Source organism: Bacillus sp. FSL M8-0350, from assembly GCF_038593345.1.
Lineage (GTDB): Bacteria > Bacillota > Bacilli > Bacillales > Bacillaceae > Bacillus > Bacillus safensis.
In genome coordinates, this window is sequence record NZ_CP151985.1 from 2,317,570 (window position 1) to 2,337,666 (window position 20,097).

Below are 20,097 nucleotides of genomic sequence, written 5' to 3' on the forward strand. Positions count from 1 at the left end.
AAACCAGATAAAATAAGGACAAGTGCGCTTGTCGCAAAAATCTTCGGTTATAGGGGTGCGATATGTCTCAAAAATTCATGAAATTTATGGTATTGCTTATGATTAGCCTGCTGTTAGTTTCTTCACTTTTAGCAGGAGCAGCAGCCTTTTTATAAGGTTTGAATAAAAGCAGACAAACAGGTTATTCGCGATATCAACGAATGGCCTGTTTGTCTTTGGCAAGCTTTTCAAAGGAAGCACTTGATTTTGTAATCCATACCTTGGTGCCAATTGGAAGCTGATCAAACAAAAGCTCTACATCTTGATTATGAAGTCTCACACAGCCTGCTGTGATAAATTTCCCAATCGATGTTTCGTCACTCGTTCCGTGAATTCCGTAGGTTCTGCCATCTGTTCCTCGTGCATCAAATCCAATCCATCTTCGCCCAAGAGGGTTATTCTTTGCACCCCCTTCAATATTCTTTCTTCTATAATAGGGATCTTTCGCTTTGATCATAATCGTAAATTCACCTTCTGGCGTTAAATCGGTTGTTTTTCCTGTTGAAGCAGGATATACTTTTTGAATTTTCCCTTGATCAATAAAGGCAAGTTCATTCGTTTGTTTATTAATAATGACAAACGGGTCACCTGGAAGCGGGTTTTGTCCAAGCGGCCAGATAGGTGAAAGGGACATGGTCAGTACGGTATAAAATAAAAGACGCATAGGCTCCTCCTTTTTCATTAGATTGACCAATGAAGGAGGAACTCATGCGTCTCTATTCTTTCATCCCTTTAAAATAGCTTTTCAGTACTAAATATTGTTCCATTTCACCAAGGAAATGAAAGAGTGCCGCTCTTGCCTCAAATTCTTCTCTTGTTTGCGGGAGCGGAAGTGCCTCGAACTCTTCTTTCATATCAATGAGACGTCTTAAAAACTTATGCGCTGTGTTCCCTGGGTGAATATGTTCGCGTAAGTCTCTAATGTATTCTGCAATGATTTGTCCATGCTCCGTTGTGACGGAAATCGACGTAATTTTGGGCAGCACACGCTCAATGATTTCAAATTGCTTTTGTCTCATGTTGAAATAATGGTAATATAGGTTTTCATGTCTTAATACATGGTTTTCAACATCACGATATGCAAGAGCTTTCGCTTCTTTGATCAATTGATGTGTCTCTGGTATTTCTTTTCCTGTCCAGTCTTGTTTCCCTGTCATTAAGTATTGCTCGATTTCCTCAAAGATTTTAGCAAAGTTGGCTTCAATCTGTTCGCTGTAGCGTTTAAGTTTTTTATCAACACTTGGCATATAGAGGTTCATAATCAGCGCTACCCCAACACCAATGGTAATCAGCAGCAGTTCATTCCAGATGAGGTGCAGGGTAATCCCGCCAGACATGTATAAATGGAGAATGATGACTGAACTTGTGACAATCCCTTCTTTAATTCGAAGCAAAACCGTTGTCGGAATAAAGACAAGCAGCATCAAACCGATCACAAAAGGATGATACCCAATCAGATCGAAAAATAAATAAGAAAATAAAATAGCAAGACTGCATGCTGCAAAGCGGGCTCCCGATGCTAAGAGGGATCTTTTCTTTGTCACCTGAATACACAGGATCGTAATAATCCCGGCAGCTGAATAATTTTGCAAGCCAAGCAATTGTGCAATATAAATAGCGATCGCTGTTCCTAATGCTGTTTTCAGCGTTCGGTAGCCGATTTTAAACATGATGTGATTCACTCTTTTCTGTCTTGTTTCCATTCACTTTTGTGAAATGATGAACTTTTTTTACTTTCCCCATTATAATCAAAAAAAGAAGGAGATGTTAAGTCTCCTTCTCTTATTTCTTTATAATATTTTTTGTAAAAAGTCTTTTGCGCGCTGTGAAGACGGTGATTCAAAAAATTGCACAGGGTTTGCATCCTCTACAATTTTCCCATCATTCATAAAGATCACGCGGTCAGCCACTTCTTTTGCAAAGCCCATTTCATGTGTGACGATGACAAGTGTCATTCCAGATTGAGCCAGCTCTTTCATGACCTCTAATACTTCCTTGACCATTTCTGGATCTAGAGCAGACGTTGGTTCGTCAAACAGCATAATGTCTGGTGTCATCGCAAGCGCACGCGCAATCGCTACACGCTGCTTTTGACCGCCTGACAGACGGTTCGGGAAATCATCTTTTTTCTCTAAAAGCCCTACCTTTTTGAGCAGGTCTTCAGCTTGTTTGATGCTGTCTTCCTTCGATTGATTCTTCACATTCATTGGCGCATACGTGATATTTTCCAGCACCGTTTTATGCGGGAAGAGATGGAAATGCTGAAACACCATTCCGATGTTCTCACGCACTTTTAGTGCATTCGTTTTTGGATTGGTGATTTCGGTGTCCTTAATCGTAATGACACCAGAAGTCGGCTTTTCAAGTAAATTCATGCAGCGGAGGAACGTCGATTTTCCTGAACCAGATGGTCCAATAACCGCAACAACTTCCCCTTCTTTAATGGTGGTGTCGATCCCCTTTAAAACTTCGTTTTTACCAAAAGATTTTGTGAGTTTCTCTATTTTAATCATTTGATTTTAACTTCCTTTCCACCGATTTGCCGACAAAGGTGAGAACAAGCACGATGACATAATAGATAAGACCCGCAAAAATAAGCGGTTCAAGATAATTATACGTGACGGCCCCTGCTTGATAGGCTCGTCTCATGACATCACCCAGTCCGATGACTGTTACAATCGCTGATTCTTTTGTCAGTGTAATCGTCTCATTCACAAGTGCAGGTGAAATATTTTTAAACGCCTGCGGAAGCAATAAGTCCTTCATCATTTTAGCATAAGGGATGCCTAAAGCAACGGCTGCTTCTTTTTGACCTTTATCAATGGCATTAATACCCGCACGAATAATTTCAGATACGTATGCCGCCGAGTTGAGTGAAAATGCCGCTACAGCAGCCCAGTATTGGTCGATTTGAAACCCAAGAAGCTGAGGCAGACCAAAATAAATAATGAGCAATTGAAGCACAAGCGGTGTGCCTCGGAAAATTGACGTATAAAAATCTGCAAGCCAAATGAGCGGTTTAAACACACTAATTTTACAAAGCGTTAATAAAATTCCTAAGATAAATCCAAGTAAAAGGGATACCACTACTATAGAAAGCGTGACCTTAAGTCCTTCTAGAATAAAGGGCATCTGAGGTATTACATCTTTAAAATCAAACATGACATTCTCCTTTTTTCTGCCTTCATACAAAACAGGAAAAAAGTTCAACATGAGTTGAACTTTTCAGCGCTTTTCTACTTGATTTTCTGGAATGACGCTGATCCTTTTCCTGACTTACTTTTCATCAGCAAACCATTTTTTAATTAATTTATCAAGTTCGCCATTATCTTTCATTTCTTTTAATGATTTATTAAATTTCGCTGTTAAGTCGCTGTTTTTCTTGAATGCAATGGCTGAACCTTCGTTTGAGCTGTTCAACCCAAATGCTTGGAAGTCTTTTTCCTTTTTCAAGTAACCAGCAGCTACTTTATCTTCAATAATTGCTGCATCAAAACGGCCTGCTTTAATCTCTTGAATGATATCAGAAATTTTATTACGGTCTTCAACTGTTAGGTTATATTTCTTTTGCAGTCCATTTGCTTCATCCTGTTGAATGGAACCTAATTGAACGCCGACTGTTTTGTCTTTTAAATCTTTCTCTGCCTTAATACCGCTAGATTTCTTTGATACAACCAAGTTTTTAGCATTGTAATAAACATCAGAGAAATCAACTTGCTTTTTACGTTTTTCTGTAGGTGTCATTCCTGCAAGGACAATATCAGCTTTGTTTGTTTTGAGGGCTGATACAAGGCTAGCAAAGTCCATATCTTGAATTTCTAGCTTGTAGCCGTTCTTTTTCGCTAGTGCTGTTGCAAGATCTACATCAAAACCGACAATTTTATCTCCGTCTTTTGATTCAAATGGCGGATAATCTGCTGATGTCGCCATCACGAGTGTCTTGTCATCTCCTGATGCGTTTGAATTATTAGAAGAAGTTCCGCATGCCGCGAGTGCAGCTGCAAGACCAGCTGTCATAAGTAATAATAACCACTTTTTCATATGATGATGCCTCCCAGTATTTAAAATCATGTATTGATTTGAATATTTATTCACTATAATGTATTTTAAACACTTTCTTTTTAAGATGCAATAGTATTTTGCTAAAATTATTTTGATTCTATTGTCTTATAAAACAAAAAGCAGACCGATCTAAAGACCGGACTGCTTTATATTTATTCATTCAAACGTCATATGTTAGATTTCTTCGCAATGCTCATCAAAAGCGGCTTGTAGTTTTGACACGACTTCCATTGGCTCATGCCCTTCAATTTCATGACGCTCGACCATTTTGATAATTTTTCCATCTTTTAATAAAGCAAAGGATGGTGAAGATGGCGGGAAGCCTTCAAAGTATTCACGAGCTCTTGCTGTTGCCTCTTTGTCCTGCCCAGCAAACACTGTCAGCAATTGATCTGGACGCTTATCGTAATGAACAGAATAGCCGGCAGCTGGTCTTGCAATACCGCCTGCACAGCCGCATACTGAATTCACCATGACAAGTGCCGTCCCTTTTTTAGTCAGTGCTTCGTCTACTTCTTCAGCTGACGTGAGCTCAGTGTAGCCTGCCTGCTTAATTTCTTCTCTCGCTTGTTTTACAATATCATTCATAAATAAATTAAAATCAATATTCATGTCCGTCCACTCCTTTTGCGTACCATAACCATTTTAACTCCATCATATCAAGGAAAACGCCTGCGGGCAAATGTGTTGTCTTATCCGCCGCCTCTTTTTCCGAACCTCGTTTATGAGCTGTCAAATTGGGGAAAAGTGATGATAAAGAGATGAAAGGGAGAACTGCGTGATGGCACAATTCAAAAAAGCGATGCTCATTTATAATGGAAATGCTGGACAAAAAAACATGGAAAAAACACTCGGTCAAACAGTGCCTCTTCTTTCACTACATATTGATGAACTCATTTTGAAACCAACAAAACAGCCAAATGATGCTTATGATTTCTGCCGTCATATTGATGAGACGGTGGAATTGCTCATCATATTAGGCGGAGATGGTACCGTGCATGAATGTATGAACGGTATTGGCGGCTTAGAAAAAAGGCCCGCTGTAGCGATATTACCAGGCGGGACATGCAATGATTTTTCTAGAACACTAGGTATTCCTCAACAAATGCAAAAAGCCGCTCAAATGATTGTAGACGGCAAAGAGAAAAAGGTCGACTTAATCAAAGCAGAAGATCGATACGTGTTAAACTTTTGGGGAATTGGGCTGATCGCAGACACGTCCAACAATATTAATGACAAGGAAAAAGCCGTACTTGGCAAAATCAGCTACTTCACAAGTGCCCTGCGCACCCTGCAGCAAACAGATCCTTTTCACGTACGCATTGAGACCGAAGAGGAAAGCTGGGTAGAGGAAGCTGTCATCGTTCTTGTCATGAATGGACATTTTATCGGTACAAATAAAATTGATTTGCCTCATGCAGCCATTGATGATGGAAAAGCTGAAATCTTAATTTGCAGAAATACGAGTTTCTCTGCTTTAAAAGAAATCTTCTCAATGAACCGGGAAGAGCTGGAGGATTTCACCGGCGATCTGTCTCTCATTCAAGCGTCCAGTATTCGTATCCACACAAAAGAGGAAATGGATGCTGATACGGATGGTGAGGTTTATATGACGGCTCCCTCTTCTTTAGAAGTGTTAAAACACCATTTGACCTTTATTGTTCCAGCAGAATAAAAAAACGCCCGATATCATTTTGATTCGGGCGTTTTTTTGATATAGCGTCTGTATAAATATTCAAGTGCATATCCGAGCAGCGTCCCGGCGAGAAGTGATATTCCTAAAAAGCTATTGGCTGCTCCTTTAAACCCGCCGACAATCAGCAGACAGTACACGATTTGAATAATTGAAACGATCGATATGATAAGCAGTAATCGTTCAGGATGATTGCGCGATTTAGAAATGTACCGCAGAAAAGCGAAGGCAATCGCTGTGATAAACATGAGACCAATCGTGAGAAAAGCAAAAAAATCTAGTCCAGACATATCATCGCTCCTTTCTCCTAGATGTGGAAATCCCCCTCTCATGCCGGGAGGGGGAAAATAATGTTTTAATAAACAGATGTCTGCTCGTCGATACCTTCAAGGATTTGTTTAATTCGTTGAAGAAATCTACCGCATACAAGACCATCTAGTACTCTGTGATCTAATGAGAGACAAAGATTGACCATGTCTCTTGCCGCAATCATTCCGTTTACGATCATTGGACGCTTCACGATCGATTCTACTTGTAAAATCGCCGCTTGCGGATAATTAATGATTCCCATAGATTGTACCGAACCAAATGATCCCGTGTTGTTGACAGTGAAAGTACCGCCTTCCATATCACTTTGCTTGAGCGTTCCTTGTCTCACCTTAAACGCAAGCTCATGAATTTCTTTGGCAATGCCCTTAATGGTCTTTTCATCCGCATCCTTAATGACTGGAACAAAAAGCGCGTCATCTGTAGCGACAGCAATCGAAACATTGATTGCTTTCTTCTGCACAATCTTATCTCCGGCCCACATACTGTTCATTTCAGGGAATTCCTTTAAGGCCTGAGCCACTGCTTTGACAAAGAACGCAAAGAACGTCAAGTTAAAGCCTTCTTTTGCTTTAAACTGATCCTTCAGCTGATTTCTTCTTGTCACTAGATTTGTCACATCGACTTCCATCATTGTCCATGCATGCGGAATTTCATGTTTGCTTCTCAGCATATTGGCGGCAATTGCCTGACGGATCGGCGTGACTGGCAGCTCAACATCACCAGGCATAGAAGGGACAGCAGGCGCCGCTTTTGCTTTAGATGACTGCGCAGGCTCCGGTTGAACGGCACGTTCATTGACAGGTGCTGTCTTCTCTTTGACGCCGCCGTTTTCAATAAGCTGTAGCAAATCTTTTCTAGTAATTCGCCCGCCTGCTCCCGTACCTTGAACAGCCGCTAAATCAATGCCATGCTCATCTGCTAAACGAAGAACGGCTGGAGAATAACGTTTCTTTTGACTTTGATTCTCATTTGTTTGATCTGCTTCAGGCGATTCACTTTGCTCAGGTGCTTCTTCTTCTTTCACGCTCTGCTGCTCGCTTCCTTCGACTTCAATTTCACAGAACACTTCTCCTACTTGCAGCGTTTCGCCTTCCTCAGCCGATAGCTTTGTAATCGTTCCTGTAAAAGATGACGGGACTTCTGCGTTCACTTTATCCGTCATGACTTCCGCAATCGGATCGTATTTATTCACATGATCGCCAGGTGAAACGAGCCATTTGCTAATGGTTCCTTCTGTTACACTTTCACCTAGCTGAGGCATTTTCATTTGTTCAATTGCCACTTTGAAACCCTCCTCTTTCTTAAAACGCCGCCAGCTCTCTCATTTCAGCTTCTACCTTATCCGGGTTGACCATGAAGAATTTCTCCATTGTCGGCGCATAAGGCATTGCCGGAATATCTGGTCCTGCCAGGCGTTTGATTGGTGCGTCTAAATCAAATAAGCAATGCTCCGAAATGATCGCCGCAACCTCACTCATGATGCTGCCTTCTTTTGTATCTTCCGTTAACAGAAGCACTTTCCCTGTTTTAGAAGCCGCTTCTATAATCGCTTCCTGATCAAGCGGGTACACTGTTCTCAAATCGAGAATATGAGCGGAAATGCCGTCTTTTGCAAGGCGGTCTGCTGCTTGCAGCGCAAAATGGACACAAAGGCCATATGTAATGACCGTGATATCATCGCCTTCACGTTTCACATCTGCTTTTCCAATCGGAAGAGTGTAATCCTCTTCAGGCACTTCTCCTTTAATCAGGCGGTATGCACGTTTATGTTCAAAGAACAATACAGGATCTGGATCACGCACTGCAGCCTTTAGAAGACCTTTGACATCATAAGGTGTAGAAGGCATCACAATCTTCAAACCAGGCTGGTTAGCAAAAATGGCTTCGACCGATTGTGAATGATAAAGCGCCCCGTGTACTCCGCCCCCATAAGGTGCGCGGATGACCATTGGACAGCTCCAATCATTATTTGAACGGTATCTAATTTTTGCAGCCTCTGAAATGATTTGGTTGATTGCAGGCATAATGAAATCCGCAAATTGCATTTCTGCAATTGGGCGCATTCCATACATCGCTGCCCCAATACCTACACCCGCAATGGCTGATTCTGCAAGAGGTGTATCCATGACGCGCGCTTCTCCAAATTGCTCGTAAAGACCCGCTGTCGCTTTAAATACGCCGCCTTTTTTCCCGACATCCTCTCCGAGCACAAACACTTTCGGATCTCGCTCCATTTCTTCTTTCATCGCCAGTGTAATGGCGTCTATATATGACATAACAGGCATTTTTCTTCCCCCTTACTCCGCATACACGTAACGAAGTGCGCTTTCTGCCTCAGCATAAGCTGCGTTTTCCGCTTCATCAGTAGCTTCGTTTACGATTTGCATAATTTCTTTTGTCATCTCTTCTTTCATTTCAGAAGTCATGACCTTTCCTTCGATTAAATACGTTTCATATTGGATGAGCGGATCTTTCTTTCTTGCTTCGAGCACTTCTTCTTTTTCTCGATAGCTTGAATCATCGTCATCACTTGAATGCGCAGTTAAACGGTAAGAGATTGTTTCAATCAATGTCGGACCTTCACCTCTAGCCGCACGGTCTCTCGCTTCTTTGACAGCGGCATATACTTCAAGCGGATCATTTCCATCAACAGTTACGCCAGGCATCCCATATCCAACCGCACGATCTGAAATGCGTTCACAGGCTACTTGTTTGTCATATGGCACGGAAATCGCATACTTATTGTTTTCACACATGAAAATAACAGGCAGTTTATGCACAGCAGCAAAGTTTGCGCCTTCATGGAAATCACCTTGGTTTGATGAGCCTTCACCGAACGTGACAAAGCTGACAAAGTTTTTCTGCTCTAATCGTCCAGCAAGGGCAATTCCCACCGCGTGAGGAACCTGCGTTGTGACAGGTGACGACCCAGTCACAATTCGATTTGCTCTTTGCCCAAAATGCCCTGGCATTTGTCTTCCGCCTGAGTTTGGATCGTCTTGTTTTGCGAAACCAGACATCATTAAATCTTTTGCTGTCATCCCAAAAGCAAGGACAACCCCCATATCACGATAGTAAGGTAAGACGTAATCTTCTTCTCTATTAAGAGCAAATGCAGCGCCGACTTGCTGCGCTTCCTGCCCTTGACAAGAAATGACGAATGGAATTTTCCCGGAACGGTTTAAAAGCCACATCCGTTCATCGATTTTTCTTGCTAGAAGCATTGTTCTGTATATATCAATTGCTTGTTCATCTGATAATCCTAATTCCTGATGACGCATGTTACTCATCATGTTTCCCTCCTTGATTAAAAATGGATCGCCTTCCCGTCAACAGCAAGGGCTGCCTCGCCAATCGCCTCTGATAAAGTCGGATGCGGGTGTATCGTCTGCCCCACTTCCCACGGGGTTGCATCAAGTACTTTGGCTAATCCAGCTTCAGATATCATATCTGTTACATGAGGACCAATCATATGAATTCCTAAAATATCATCTGTCTTTTGATCGGCAATGATTTTGACGAATCCATCAGACTCCCCGTACACAAGCGCTTTTCCAATCGCCATAAATGGAAATTTCCCTATTTTGACTTCAAAGCCCTGCTCTTTTGCCGCCTGTTCAGTGAGTCCAACACTAGCGGTTTCTGGGTGAGAGTAAACACATTTAGATACGAGCGTTTCATCGAGCGGCTTTGGATCTTTCCCAGCCATATGTTCTACAGCAATCATACCTTCGTGAGAAGCGACATGTGCCAGCTGAAGTCCGCCAATGACATCTCCTATTGCGTAAATATGCGATTCTTTCGTTTGATAATGTTCATTCACGACAATGCCTTGTTTTTCGGTTTGGATGTCCGTGTTTTCAAGACCTATGCCTTCGATATTAGGTACTCTGCCGACTGAAAGAAGGAGTTTTTCCGCTTCAAACGTCTGAATGTCTCCATCCTTTTCCGCTTGAATTGTCACGAGATTTTCCTGCTTTTCTACGCTATCTGGCAGTACCTTCGCATTTGTCACAAAAGTGATGCCTTTTTTAGATAACAGTTTTTCCATTTCTTTAGAAATGTCATGATCCTCTGTAGGCAAAATGCGGTCTGCAAACTCAATCACAGTGACGTTCACACCAAAATCATTGAGCATAGACGCCCACTCGATTCCGATCACTCCGCCCCCCACAATCAGCATCGACTGCGGAAGCTCTGGCAGTTCAAGTGCATCATCTGAAGTGAGGATGTGTGTTCCATCTGCTTCAAGCCCTGGCAGCACACGCGGTCTTGATCCTGTCGCGATGATAACCTGCTTTGGAATGAGCATTTCATTTTCCTCTCCATTTGCCATTTCTACGGAGATGGTTCCTGGCATTGGCGAAAAGATAGATGGGCCAAGAATACGGCCGATCCCTTCATATACATCAATTTTTCCTTGTTTCATTAAATGTTTGACGCCGCCTGCTAGTTTTTCGACGATCTCTGTTTTTCTTTTCTGCACATTGGCAAATTGCAAGGCAACGCCGCCTGCCTCAACACCAAAATCAGCTGCGCGTTTGACGGTTTGATAAACTTCTGCACTTCTGAGCAGCGCTTTAGACGGGATGCAGCCTTTATGAAGACATGTTCCGCCGAGCTTTTCTTTTTCTACAACTGCTGTTTTCAATCCAAGCTGTGAGGCACGGATGGCCGCTACATAGCCGCCTGTGCCTCCACCAAGAATGACGAGGTCATATTCAGTTGCCATGACTTGTCACTCCTTTCTTTTCCTGTTGATCATTTGGGTATTCTTTCGGTGATTCTTCTTCTTTTAAAATACGAAGCGCACCTTCTGCTAACGATTGCAGCTCATTTTCACCTGGAAACACGACAACATCTGAAATCCAGTCAATATAGCCGCGAATACTTGACGTAATTTGTTTGCTGTACGCAAGGCCGCCTGTTAATACAATGACGTCAACTGCTCCTTTTAAGACAGCGCTAGCCGCACCGATTTCCTTGGCAATCTGATAGCACATTGCTTCATAAATGAGCGCTGCCCGCTCATCACCCGCTTCAATCATGCGTTCCACTTTCACAGCGTCTGTCGTGCCAAGATAGCCCGCAAGCCCGCCTTCACCAATAATGCGTTTGAGCATTTCTTCTTGGGTATACTCCCCCGAAAAACAAAGATTCACAAGATCACCTGTCGGCAGGGTTCCCGCACGCTCTGGGCTGAAAGGACCTTCGCCATGCAGACCGTTATTCACATCGATGACTTTTCCTTTTTCATGAACACCAATGGTGATACCGCCGCCCATATGAGTAATAATCATGTTCAAATCTTTGTAACTTTTTCCAAAAGAAGCCGCTGTTTTTCTTGCGACTGCTTTTTGATTTAATGCATGAAAGATGCTTTTTCTTTCAATCGTTGGCAGCCCTGAAATACGAGCAATTGGCTTTAGTTCATCCACTACAACTGGATCGACAATAAAGGCTGGGATATTCAGGCCAAGTGCAATTTCCCTCGCGATGATTCCACCGAGATTGGATGCGTGCTGGCCGGCATATCCTTCTTTTAGGTCTTCCACCATTTGCTCATTGACTTCATATGTGCCTCCTTCAATCGGACGAAGGAGGCCGCCGCGCGCGCAAACTGCATCAAACTTTGAGATGTTCATCCCCTGTTCATGCAGTGTTTTCAAAATGGTTTCTTTACGGAATGAAAATTGATCAATGATATGAGGAAACTGCTTTAATTCTTCATCTGTATGTCTTAGTGTCGTTTCAAAAATAGAACGTTCATTATGAAACACACCGATTTTTGTTGAAGTAGAGCCAGGATTAATCGTGAGAATACGCCATTCATTTGTCAGCAAAAACAAAACCTCCGTTTCAACTCATTCTTCAATTTAGCGACGGCTTAAAATATGTTGACCATTTTGCAAGAATTGACTTCTTGATTTGCGCATTCTTTCAATTCTCTCTTCAGCCAATCTGTCTGCCGCTTTATAAGTTGGAATGGCATCACGGTTTGAAATTTCAATTACACGTTCAATATTTTGATAAATGCCTTCGACTTTTTTCATCGCACGATCTGCATTATAGCCATAAAGCTCATCAGCAACGTTAATCACACCGCCTGCATTGATCACATAATCAGGAGCATATACAATCCCCATTTCATGGATAAGGTCACCGTGATGCGTTTCTCTTAGCTGGTTATTTGCAGCACCTGCAATCACCTTTGCTTTTAACTTAGGAATGGTCAAATCGTTAATGGTTGCACCAAGTGCGCACGGTGCATAAATATCACATGCTTGATCATAAATATCGTCAGGGTCGACTGCTTTTGCGCCGAAGTCTTCAACAGCTCGCTTGACAGAGTCTTTGTTGATATCTGTGACAATGAGCTGCGCGCCTTCTTCATGCAGATGTTTACACAGGTTGTAAGCGACATTTCCAACACCTTGGACGGCAATTGTTTTTCCTTCTAATGAATCGGTCCCAAATGCAGCTTTGGCAGCGGCTTTCATCCCTTTGTATACACCGTAAGCAGTGACGGGAGACGGATTTCCAGAAGAACCAAATGCAGGAGAAATCCCTGTGACAAAATCGGTTTCTTCATGAATGAGATCCATGTCTTCTACCGTTGTACCGACATCTTCTGCCGTAATATAGCGGCCATTCAGCCCTTGAATGTAACGTCCAAATGCACGGAACATTTCTTCGTTTTTGTCTTTTCTCGGATCGCCGATGATGACCGTTTTTCCGCCGCCAAGATTAAGTCCTGCTGCCGCGTTTTTATAAGTCATTCCTCTTGCTAGACGCAGTGCATCCTCAATGGCTGCTTCTTCGTTTTCATACGTCCACATTCTCGTTCCGCCTAGTGCCGGCCCTAGTGTTGTATCATGAATCGCAATAATCGCTTTTAAACCAGACTGCTCATCCTGACAAAATACAAGCTGTTCATAATCGTATCGTTCCATATATTTAAAAAGTTCCATCGTGTTATTCCTCCTATTACTTCCGCTTAATTTGATGTACAGATGGCAAGCGCAATTGAATAAAGCTTACTTTCGGCTGAATCAGACCGGCTTGTTAAAGCAATCGGTGCCTTCGCTCCTGCCACCACAGCTCCCACTTTTGCATGTGCAAAGTAGATGAGAGATTTATAAAGAATGTTTCCTGCCTCAATTGTTGGCACAAGCAAAATATCTGCATGGCCGGCTACATCACTCGTAATATTTTTATGAGAAGCTGCCGTTTGAGAAATGGCATTATCTAAAGCAAGAGGCCCATCAATCACGCAGCCAGAAATCTGCCCCCGCCGGTTCATTTGCGCAAGACTTGCCGCAGTCAAAGTTGAATCCATTGCCGGATTCACGACCTCCACCGCAGAGAGCACTGCAACCTTTGGCATGTCGTTTCCGACAGCTTGTGCTACTTGAACTGAATTGATCGTAATCTCTCTCAGCATATTTAAATCGGGCGCGATGTTCATCGCAGAATCCGTGACATAAATAAAGCGGTCAAATCCCGGCACTTCGAATGCCGCAACATGTGATAGGACACTTGCCGTCCTGAGCCCATATTCTTTATTCAGTACCGCTTTTAAAAGAACGGCTGTCGGGACATGCCCCTTCATCAAAATATCTGCATGCTTCTCGCTCACTGCCTGCACGGCGATTTTGGCCGATTCTTCAGGAGAATCTGAATGTATAATATCAATCCAGTCCTCATTGATTTCATGCTGCTTCACTAGCTCCTTCAGGTTGCGTTTGTTCCCAACCAGGAGAAAGCGAGCGACCTTTCGTTCAATTGCCATCTTGATGGCATGAAGCACTTCTTCGTCTTCTGCATGAGCCACAGCCGCTGTTTTATTCTGCAGCTGGGCGGCTTTCATAATCAGATCGTCAAGCTTCATATATGCCCACCTTTCCTTGTGCTCGGTTCATGTTTTATTATGCAAGTTCCGTGCCAGTTTGAAATGCAATGAAATGAGGCAGTTCGCATGACATCCATGCAATCTTTTGCAGTTTACATGCATTTTATTGCATGCTATCTTTTGCAAGTTGATATTTATCCATTTTATAGTAAAGGTTCCGAATACTGATCCCTAACGTTTTCGCTGTTTTCGTGCGATTGAATTGGTGCTTTTCAAGGGTTTGTTTAATGAGCTGCGCTTCAAATGCCTCAACAGCATCCGATAGCGTCTCTCCCTCAAATTGACTGACAGCCAGTTCCTGCTGCTCTTTTTCTTCCTGATCTTCTGACTCCATGAACGAAATATGCCCCTCATCAATCCATTCTTCTTGCGGGTTCAAAAAGATCATGGCTCGTCCAAGTACATTTTCAAGCTCTCTTACGTTTCCAGGCCACTTATATGACCGCAGTCTATTAAGTGCCTGTTCTGTTAACCCGCTCACGTTCCGTCCATAGTCTAAATTGATCTTTTGGATGAGACGTTTGCTTAACGAGTCAATATCTTCAAGACGCTGCCTTAGCGGCGGGATGGAGATCGGATATCTGTTCATTCGATAATATAAGTCCTCTCTGAACTTTCCTTCCGCCATCGCTTTTTCAATATTGACATTCGTTGCCGTGATGACACGAACATCGACCGGTATAGCCTTTGTTCCGCCTACTCTTACAATTTCTTTTTCCTGCATGACGCGCAGCAGCTTCGCCTGTGTACTTGGCGTCATTTCACCAATTTCATCTAAAAAAATGCTGCCTTGGTTCGCCTCTTCAAACAGCCCTTTTTTCCCGCCGCGCCTTGCACCAGAAAACGCTCCTTCTTCATAACCAAAAAGCTCTGATTCTAAAAGGGTCTCAGATAAAGCTGCACAGTTGACCCGTACAAAGCGATTATATTTCCGGTCACTTTCATTGTGGATGGCGTGCGCAAACAGCTCTTTTCCAGTACCTGATTCTCCCCGGAGTAAAATCGTTGCTGGCGTTTTCGCGCCTAGCTTTGCCTGCTCAAGTGCCACAAGCATTTGTTCACTTTCTCCAATGATGTCTTCAAAAGTGTACTTTGCTTCAAGTGTTCGGATGAGCTGTCTTGCTTTATTTAATTCATTCGTGAGTGATTGAATTTCTGATACGTCATGAATGACGCCGACACTGCCTTTTAAGATGCCATCAACGATGACTGGCGCTACGTTGACGATCACATCCTTTTTATTCGGCCCGACTTTCATTCTGACGCCTCGAACTGGCCTTCTTGTTTCAAGTACCTTAAGATGCATACTTTCTCCTTCAGAAATATCTGCACCTGCTGGTTTCCCCACAACTTCTTTATCTGTTAATCCAGTCATTTTCGTATAAGCTCGGTTGATTAATATCCCTTTTCCCTGCTCATCAACAACTGATATGGCTTCATCCGACGATTGAATGATCGCCTCCAGCATCGTTCGCACTTCTTTAAGGTTGGTCACTTCCTCCGCAAGCTCAACGGCATCTGTAATATCTTTAAAGATGGATAAAGCGCCTAGCATTCTCCCCGCGTCATCAATAATTGGCAAACGCGTTGTGACAATTTGTATTTGCTGATTCAGAAATTGCTTTTGATTAAATTCTGGCTCTCTCGATCTTAAAATGTCAGGAAGCTTTGTATTTGGGATTACTTCTCGTATGTGGCGGCCAATCGCATCTTTTTGCGAACATCCAACCATTTTGGCCGCTGATCGATTAAATAGGACGACTTCTTCATCCATGTTTATAAAAATCATCCCGTCGTTCGTTGCATTAAAAATGCGGTCATGCTTATAGGTTTGTTCCTTTAATATTTGAATCAGCTGCTGTTTTTCTGACATTAATTCTGATATCACGTAAGCCATCGAACTTGGCACAATAACAGCATGCTCTGGCTTTTCTTCCATCAGTTCTTTCAGCACTGCTGAACTGCCTGTTGTTTCAATGATGATATCAATGTCATCTTTTATGTATTCTTTCCAATCCGTTGTCGTATCAATTCCATTCTTTTTCGCTTCTACCATCCCCGGTGCCTCAAGATCAAGGTCGGCGATCGCAATGATTTGAATCGTATTTGTTTTCAGCAATGTTTCAAGCAATGCTGATCCACCCTGTCCTGCACCGACAATCAAGACTCTCTGCATCCCGTTACCCCTTTATATGAAAAAATTTGCACACCATATTTTTCCGTTGCAAAAAATTGCACAACTCTTATATTACCACGTTTTCCTTTCTTGACAAAATATTTTTTGAATTAGACAATGGAAGTAAATGACGTTTAAGGGGACATTTGATGGGGAGAATACTTGCACTAGTGATTATTTTAATACCTGGCGCGCTTGCAGCACTTGGGATTAAGCTGCTGCGTGACACTGTTTTCGGCATCATCATTGCACCATTTCCATATTTATGGCTGCAAGGAATTGCAGGGTTGTTATTTTTAGGGGGAGGTCTTTATGTAGTGGCTGGCTTTATTTTATATAGAGACCGTAAACGAAATAAAGTGACTGCTCGCTTTAAGCAGAGATAAAACGTGAAAAAAGACCCGCTGATTTAGAGCAGGTCTTTATTTCATTTCTTCTCTTATTTTCACGGCTCGATCAGGAAAATCAGTGAAAATGCCATCGACACCTAAGGAAAACATGTTTTTCATTTGCTTTTCACTATTTACTGTAAACGGCCTGATCACTTGCTGAGCGGCATGGAGTGCTGACACCACCTCTTTGGTCACGCCGGCACCCTTTATATTCGGATGGTAGCCTCTTGCTGGTACTGTTTTTATATACATCTCCGGCTGATGGATCACATCCATTGTAAGAACAGCTAGTTCAACATGCGGCATCAGTTTGTGAAAAAGAGCTAAACTGCCGTGATGAAACGATGAAACAAGTACACGATCTTCTATTTGAAAATGCTCGATTTGCTTTTTTACTTTCTCTTCGATACCCGGATATCGATAAATGGAGTTTTTCAGTTCAATATTGATGATGAGCGATGATTGCTGCGTCACTAGCTCTAATACTTCCTCTAAAAGAGGAATGGATACAGCACCGGTTTCTTCGTAGAAAGAATGACTCGCATCTCCTGCTTTTAATTCTTCATATGTATGGTCTTTTACTAAACCTTTCATGTTCGTTGTTCTGTTCAGTTTCTCATCGTGAATGACAGCAAGTCTTCCGTCTTTCGTCAGCTGAACATCCAGCTCAATTCCGTCAGCTCCCGAAAGAAGTGCATGCTCGAAAGCTATCATGGTGTTTTCAGGATAAATGCCTTTAAAGCCTCTGTGTGCAAAAATTTTCGTCATAGGTCACCTCTAAATATGATGCTTCCTTTCATTATGACGTGTCTTTTTTCGTTTTTCCAGTTTTGAGCGCATAAAAAAACCTCTTCCGATTCATACGAAGAGGTTGACAGATAAATTCGATCACGTAATCGCTCTGATGGCTTGCTCTGTCGTCTCTGCGTCAAGAGCAAAAAGGGAAGAAACAACTGCGACTGCTGTAACAACGGTTACACCTAACAACAACTTTTTCATAAGATAACCTCCACTTTCTTTTGAAGTATTTGTGCATCGAATTTCTTTTCAAGAAAACGAATGGCATTTTGATAATCATTTCGTTCCTTGAAGTATTTCGATATTTGTTCAGACAAATCCTCAAGCTCCACATATAATCTATTTTTTTCTATGTAGTCTAATTTTTCTGAGAATACGTCTGCTGCCCCACTATTCTCGCACATCAAATCCAAAATTTCAAATTTTACTATATATTCATTATTTTGGATATCACAACTATACAAAATACCCTCTTTAATATATTCCCTCGCCTCTTGATCTCCTAAATGAACCAAGGCATTTGCCAGAACATATAAAGATTGGATGTAATAATGGCTATTGTCACGGTGAATTTGAATGCCCATCCCTTTTTTGGCATAATGTGCGCTTTTTTCATAATCATGCTTTGCATAATTAAGAACAGCTAAATTGTGATAGCATTTCCCAATCAGCACTTCATTGTTAATGCGCTTACTTTTCTCAAGTGCTTCTTGATACTTTTCCTCTGCTTCATCGAATTGGAACAAATCAATACAATTACTTGCATGTAAAATCAAGCTGTCAATCGCCTGCGCTGTGTACTCTTCATGCGCTTTGAATGTGTCAATGGCTTTTTTAATATGATTAATGGATATGAAATTTTGTTTCAGTTCGTAATAGATCGAAGCAACCTTATGGTGAAAAGTTCCTACTTCCAGGTCTTCGTTCACACGTTTCAGCCGCTGTTCTGCAATTTTGTAAAAACTAATGGCTTCATCATACTTTTTCACATATGCAGCATATTGGCCTTTGTAAAAGTAAAAATAAAAATTAATAATGTCATCTGCCTTCTCATCAAGCGTTCCGACACTTTTCATAATTTGATTGGCTTTTTCAATATTTCCAAGTAACATTTCGTGTCTGCCGTCAACAAGCTGATAATAAAGGAGAACTTCACGGTCTTCATCTGTATTTTTTAGCAAATTCTGAATTTTCTCTTTATAGACAGCAGATTTTTCTAGGTCATTCTGAGAAATGACCCTCGTCCACTTGCTAATTTCGTTCGCTACCTCAGCAGAGTGGATTTTCAGCTTTCCCATAACCTCACCCTCTTCTTTTCATTATTATAGCATAGTAAAAGAATGTGAAAATTATTAAATTCGACAATGGGAATATTCAGTTCAAATGGCACAATCTCTAAGAAGCCAGTGACTTTAAAACGCCAACCAATCAGGTCAATAGAAATAGAACTTTCGATCTCGTTTGCTTTAATTACCAAATCCATAAGACCTTTTACTCTCATCCTTTTTCTTACGAATGAGCGTTTTCTTCTTCTATTTTGAAAACTTAATGATCGATTGGCGCAGCTGATTACCACTACTTTATGTCATTTTTATTTTATTCATGCTTTATTTTTCATTTTATTCTGAAAATAAAGATGCCCGTTTGTCCAATTTAAACATTAAGATGATTTTATCAAACCTAACCAATTTTTGACAACATCTTTCAAAAGAAAAAAACGTCTCAATGAAGAAACGTTTTTTCATGAAAAATATACTAGCTTGCTCTATGCTCTAAACGCAGACGATCAGCTACCATGGCAATAAATTCTGAATTGGTTGGTTTCGCTTTTGACATGCTGACGGTATAACCAAACAGTGAAGAAATGGAATCAATGTTTCCTCTGCTCCAAGCGACTTCAATGGCATGACGAATCGCTCGTTCTACCCTGCTGGCAGTCGTGTTAAATTTCTTTGCAATGTCTGGGTACAACACTTTAGTAATGCTTCCGAGAAGCTCAATGTCATTGTACACCATAGAAATCGCTTCTCTTAAGTATAAATAGCCTTTAATATGAGCGGGCACGCCAATCTCATGAATAATGGTCGTAATGCTCGCATCTAAGTTTTTACGTTTCGGTTCAGGTTTGTTACGAAGAACACTGTTTTGGATTGATGAAGAGCGATGGGTAACTTGTGTGCCGTTTCCACTGACTTGACGAATATGACCTACTAGGTTTTCCATATCAAATGGCTTTAAAATGAAATAGGATGCGCCCAAATCAACTGCTTTTTTCGTGACATCTTCTTGTCCAAATGCCGTTAGCATAATCACACTTGGCTGTTTTGTCATTTCATTGTTTTCACGGAGGCGTTCTAGTACAGCAAGACCGTCTAAATGAGGCATAATAATGTCTAAGAGGAGAACGTCGGGCTCTTTATCTTTAAATAATGTCAGGCATTCCTGACCATTATACGCCACGCCAAGTACTTCCATATCTTCCTGTCCCTCAATGTACTCTGTCAAAAGGCCAACAAGCTCTCGATTGTCATCAGCTACACACACTTTAATTTTCTCCACGTTCTTTCCTCCCCAATGTCGATTCCTTTAGTCTTTTGCATTTCTCTTCTGAGTGTTCAATTCGACAAAACCATGCTATCCCCTTTAAAAAACTTTAATTTTCCGAATAATAGAGCATTATCTAGCTTTTTCTACG

At 41.8% G+C, this 20,097-nt stretch carries 21 protein-coding genes; 3 read left to right on the forward strand and 18 right to left on the reverse strand.

The window, feature by feature from the left end; genetic code table 11:
- The first annotated feature begins 62 nt into the window (after window positions 1-62).
- Entirely contained in the window at window positions 63-155 is a 93-nt protein-coding gene (prli42, locus tag NSS80_RS12065) for a stressosome-associated protein Prli42 (RefSeq protein WP_149126490.1), read from the forward strand.
- A 38-nt stretch (window positions 156-193) separates the two neighbouring features.
- Here the strand turns inward: prli42 and NSS80_RS12070 are convergent, their stop codons facing one another.
- The 6 genes from NSS80_RS12070 to NSS80_RS12095 all read right to left on the reverse strand — a co-directional run bounded on the left by NSS80_RS12070 (window position 194) and on the right by NSS80_RS12095 (window position 4,713).
- Window positions 194-703 (reverse strand): L,D-transpeptidase, encoded by a 510-nt coding sequence (locus tag NSS80_RS12070; RefSeq protein WP_224426715.1) that lies wholly within the window; start codon window positions 701-703, stop codon window positions 194-196.
- Window positions 704-755: 52 nt separating this feature from the next.
- Window positions 756-1,709: an aromatic acid exporter family protein gene (locus NSS80_RS12075; RefSeq protein WP_075623462.1), complete on the reverse strand. Its 954-nt coding sequence runs from the start codon at window positions 1,707-1,709 to the stop codon at window positions 756-758.
- A gap of 120 nt (window positions 1,710-1,829) precedes the next feature.
- Window positions 1,830-2,552 carry an amino acid ABC transporter ATP-binding protein gene (locus tag NSS80_RS12080; protein ID WP_224426716.1) on the reverse strand — a complete coding sequence of 241 codons (723 nt, stop codon included), beginning with the start codon at window positions 2,550-2,552 and terminating at the stop codon, window positions 1,830-1,832.
- Window positions 2,545-3,201 carry an amino acid ABC transporter permease gene (locus NSS80_RS12085; RefSeq protein WP_024422919.1) on the reverse strand — a complete coding sequence of 219 codons (657 nt, stop codon included), beginning with the start codon at window positions 3,199-3,201 and terminating at the stop codon, window positions 2,545-2,547. The genes NSS80_RS12080 and NSS80_RS12085 overlap by 8 nt, the downstream gene beginning before the upstream one ends.
- 114 nt (window positions 3,202-3,315) lie before the next feature.
- Window positions 3,316-4,080: a transporter substrate-binding domain-containing protein gene (locus NSS80_RS12090; protein ID WP_024422920.1), complete on the reverse strand. Its 765-nt coding sequence runs from the start codon at window positions 4,078-4,080 to the stop codon at window positions 3,316-3,318.
- Window positions 4,081-4,275: 195 nt separating this feature from the next.
- Window positions 4,276-4,713: a BrxA/BrxB family bacilliredoxin gene (locus NSS80_RS12095; RefSeq protein WP_024428021.1), complete on the reverse strand. Its 438-nt coding sequence runs from the start codon at window positions 4,711-4,713 to the stop codon at window positions 4,276-4,278.
- 169 nt (window positions 4,714-4,882) lie between these two features.
- On the opposite strand from NSS80_RS12095, the gene NSS80_RS12100 reads away from it, so the two are divergent.
- Window positions 4,883-5,776 (forward strand): YegS/Rv2252/BmrU family lipid kinase, encoded by an 894-nt coding sequence (locus tag NSS80_RS12100; protein WP_217008808.1) that lies wholly within the window; start codon window positions 4,883-4,885, stop codon window positions 5,774-5,776.
- Between the two features lie 14 nt (window positions 5,777-5,790).
- Here NSS80_RS12100 and NSS80_RS12105 read toward each other — a convergent pair whose 3' ends face one another.
- From NSS80_RS12105 to NSS80_RS12145, 9 genes are all read right to left on the reverse strand, one after another.
- Window positions 5,791-6,084, reverse strand: a complete 294-nt coding sequence (locus NSS80_RS12105) for a YesK-like family protein (protein ID WP_024428019.1) — start codon at window positions 6,082-6,084, stop codon at window positions 5,791-5,793.
- Between the two features lie 65 nt (window positions 6,085-6,149).
- Window positions 6,150-7,406, reverse strand: coding sequence for a dihydrolipoamide acetyltransferase family protein (locus tag NSS80_RS12110; RefSeq protein ID WP_217008807.1), 1,257 nt, complete (start codon window positions 7,404-7,406; stop codon window positions 6,150-6,152).
- Between the two features lie 19 nt (window positions 7,407-7,425).
- Complete coding sequence (locus NSS80_RS12115) at window positions 7,426-8,409, reverse strand: alpha-ketoacid dehydrogenase subunit beta (protein WP_024422925.1); 984 nt, start codon at window positions 8,407-8,409, stop codon at window positions 7,426-7,428.
- Window positions 8,410-8,421: 12 nt separating this feature from the next.
- A complete protein-coding gene (locus NSS80_RS12120; protein WP_034280276.1) occupies window positions 8,422-9,414 on the reverse strand; it encodes a thiamine pyrophosphate-dependent dehydrogenase E1 component subunit alpha in 993 nt (330 codons plus the stop codon).
- 17 nt (window positions 9,415-9,431) lie between these two features.
- Window positions 9,432-10,856, reverse strand: coding sequence for a dihydrolipoyl dehydrogenase (lpdA, locus tag NSS80_RS12125; protein ID WP_317221943.1), 1,425 nt, complete (start codon window positions 10,854-10,856; stop codon window positions 9,432-9,434).
- A complete protein-coding gene (buk, locus tag NSS80_RS12130) occupies window positions 10,846-11,973 on the reverse strand; it encodes a butyrate kinase (protein ID WP_252049568.1) in 1,128 nt (375 codons plus the stop codon). Before buk ends, lpdA begins: the two co-directional genes overlap by 11 nt.
- A 27-nt stretch (window positions 11,974-12,000) precedes the next feature.
- The gene (gene bcd / locus NSS80_RS12135) at window positions 12,001-13,095 is read right to left on the reverse strand and encodes a branched-chain amino acid dehydrogenase (RefSeq protein ID WP_252049569.1); all 1,095 of its coding nucleotides are present in this window, start codon (window positions 13,093-13,095) and stop codon (window positions 12,001-12,003) included.
- Between the two features lie 26 nt (window positions 13,096-13,121).
- Window positions 13,122-14,015 (reverse strand): phosphate butyryltransferase, encoded by an 894-nt coding sequence (gene yqiS / locus NSS80_RS12140; RefSeq protein WP_268428075.1) that lies wholly within the window; start codon window positions 14,013-14,015, stop codon window positions 13,122-13,124.
- 124 nt (window positions 14,016-14,139) lie between these two features.
- A complete protein-coding gene (locus NSS80_RS12145) occupies window positions 14,140-16,212 on the reverse strand; it encodes a sigma-54-dependent Fis family transcriptional regulator (RefSeq protein WP_284385764.1) in 2,073 nt (690 codons plus the stop codon).
- A 149-nt stretch (window positions 16,213-16,361) separates the two neighbouring features.
- Here NSS80_RS12145 and NSS80_RS12150 point away from each other — a divergent pair, with 149 nt between their 5' ends.
- Window positions 16,362-16,598, forward strand: coding sequence for a DUF2627 domain-containing protein (locus tag NSS80_RS12150; protein ID WP_024422931.1), 237 nt, complete (start codon window positions 16,362-16,364; stop codon window positions 16,596-16,598).
- Window positions 16,599-16,634: 36 nt separating this feature from the next.
- On the opposite strand, the gene NSS80_RS12155 is transcribed toward NSS80_RS12150, so the two are convergent.
- The 3 genes from NSS80_RS12155 to spo0A form a co-directional block, all read right to left on the reverse strand.
- Complete coding sequence (locus tag NSS80_RS12155) at window positions 16,635-17,372, reverse strand: glycerophosphodiester phosphodiesterase (protein WP_041117937.1); 738 nt, start codon at window positions 17,370-17,372, stop codon at window positions 16,635-16,637.
- Window positions 17,373-17,599: 227 nt separating this feature from the next.
- The gene (locus NSS80_RS12160; protein ID WP_252056267.1) at window positions 17,600-18,700 is read right to left on the reverse strand and encodes a Rap family tetratricopeptide repeat protein; all 1,101 of its coding nucleotides are present in this window, start codon (window positions 18,698-18,700) and stop codon (window positions 17,600-17,602) included.
- A gap of 457 nt (window positions 18,701-19,157) precedes the next feature.
- Window positions 19,158-19,961, reverse strand: a complete 804-nt coding sequence (spo0A, locus tag NSS80_RS12165; RefSeq protein WP_024422935.1) for a sporulation transcription factor Spo0A — start codon at window positions 19,959-19,961, stop codon at window positions 19,158-19,160.
- Window positions 19,962-20,097: the final 136 nt, after the last annotated feature.